Annotated in this window: 1 protein-coding gene; it reads right to left on the bottom strand. The window is 54.2% G+C overall.

Features of this window, described 5'->3' with window-relative positions; all coding sequences use genetic code 11:
- Positions 1 to 2,386 (bottom strand): condensation domain-containing protein (locus tag Xmir_RS21980; protein ID WP_145956951.1); only part of this gene is annotated, 2,386 nt, incomplete at both ends.

Raw genomic sequence — 2,386 nt, 5'->3', positions numbered from 1 at the left:
GTTCACCCCCAGCGTACGTTGATAAATTGCCTGATGCTCCACCATCACCCCTTTTGGCTGGCCGGTAGAGCCCGAGGTGTAAATCACATAGGCCAGATGTTGTGGCGTTAATGCTGAAACCTGTGGGTTACTGTCCGGTTGATCAGGCTGTTTCGTCGGGTCAAGCACAGTCAACTCAGCCAGTACCTCGTCGCCCAATATGGACTGCCCGGTGCCATCCGCCAATATTACGGATGGGGCGCTGTCACTCAGAATATAGGCCAGACGCTCTGCCGGGTAGGTGATATCCAGCGGCACATAGGCACCACCGGCTTTCAGTACCGCCAGAAGTGACACCACCATGGCCGGTGAGCGTGTAACACAAATAGCGACCCGTTGCTCCGGCTCTACCCCCGACTCAATCAACTGGTGGGCCAGCTGGTTAGCGCAGGCATTTAATTCGGCATAATTCAGGCGTTGCCCCTGATACTCAAGCGCTGTCGCCTGTGGAGTTTTTTGTACCTGCTGTTCAAACAACTGATGAATACACAAGGCCTCAGGATAGGGAGTCTCCGTCGTGTTCCAGGTTTCCAGCAACAACCTGCGCTCTGCCGGTGTCAGGATATCAATGTCCCCGATCCGCTGTTGGGCGTTAGCCGCCATGGCCCGCAATACAGTGTGCAAATAGTCAATGTGCCGTTCCATGGTTGTTTGATCAAACAGGGCGGTAGCATAACTTAAATCACCGGCAATCCTGTCGCCCTCCTCAAACAGATCCAGTTCGAGATCAAATTTGACAATCTCCATATCTTGATCAGCCGGAGACACGGTCAACCCCGGCAGTGTCCAGTCGGTATGTTCATTGTTTTCCCAGGAAAACATCACCTGAAACAGTGGCGTATGAGACAACCGGCGCGACAGTTGTACAATTTCCACCACCTGCTCAAACGGCAAATCCTGATGCGCCTGTGCCGCTAACGCGGTTTGCCGGACCTGCGTCAATAATTCTGCCACCGTCAGCTCACCCGAAACCCCCATGCGCAATGCCAGCGTATTAACAAAAAAGCCAATCAAAGACTCCACTTCCTGACGGCTGCGACCGGCACTTGGGGTTCCAATCACGATATCCGTTTGACCGGATAAACGCGATAAGACCACTGCCCAGGCAGATAACAGCGTCATAAATAAGGTAACACCGTGCTGCGCACTCAGGCGTTTCAGCGCGGCCGTTAGTTCCGCATCCAAATTGATGGGTAAAATCTGACCGGCAAACGACTGCTCAGACGGGCGTGGGCGGTCTGTAGGTAAATCCAGCAAAACGGGGGCGTCAGCCAATGTTGTACGCCAATAATCAGATTGCACCTGAATACGTTCAGCGGAGAGCCACTGACGTTGCCAGACCGCATAATCAGGATACTGGATCGCCAGAGGTGGCAAAGGGTCCGGTTGTCCGGCCAGAAAAGCGCTATAAAGCGTGTTCAGTTCATCTATCAGCACATTGACCGACCAGCCATCGGAAACAATATGATGCTGGGTCAGCAAAAACTGATATTCGTTATCCGCCAGCCGGATAAGTACCGCCCGGATAAGGGGGCCACGGCTGAGTTCAAATGGCGCAGACATTTCCTCAGCGCACAGTCGTTCCAGTACTGCTTCGGCATCCGGGTGCTCACGCAGGTCATGCTGGACCAATGGTAATCCGTGGCCTACCGCCAGCAGGCGGACCTGAGGCTGACCATCAACGGTAATGAAGACAGAGCGCAGCGCTTCATGACGAGCAAATAGCGCATTCAGTGCCTGCTGCCAGATTGCGATATCCAGTTGACCCCGCAAACGTAGCGCAATGGGAATATGATACGTTTCACTGACGCCTTCAAACTGAGTCAGGAACCATAAACGCTGTTGAGCAAATGACAATGGCAGTATCCCTTCACGAGAGACGGGCATGATAGGGGGCAGAGTGCTGCTTTGTTGATCAAACCGGGTATGGAGTTTTTCAGCAAGGACAGCCAAAGAAGGGGAATTAAACAACTCACTCAGCGGCAATTCCCCCCCTAAAACCGCTATCCGGTTCATGACCCGCACCGCCAGCAATGAATGGCCCCCCAAGGCAAAGAAATTATCATGCCGGCTGATCGATTCAATCCCTAAGACTTCCCGCCAAATCGCCGCTAACGCGATTTCTGTTTCTCCCTGCGGGGCTTCATAGGCTTGCCGGGCAAAGGCGTCTCCGTCCGGTGCCGGCAGTGCCCGGCGATCCAGCTTGCCGTTCGGGGTCTGCGGCAAGCTGTCCAGACGCACAAAGGCCGCCGGCACCATATAATCCGGCAAAACCGCACTCAGGTGAGTACGCAGGTTGTTGACCAGTACTTCATCCGCTTCCGCCACGACATAGGCCACCAGCCGT

The organism is Xenorhabdus miraniensis (assembly GCF_002632615.1).
This window is presented reverse-complemented; position numbering and strand designations above follow the sequence as displayed.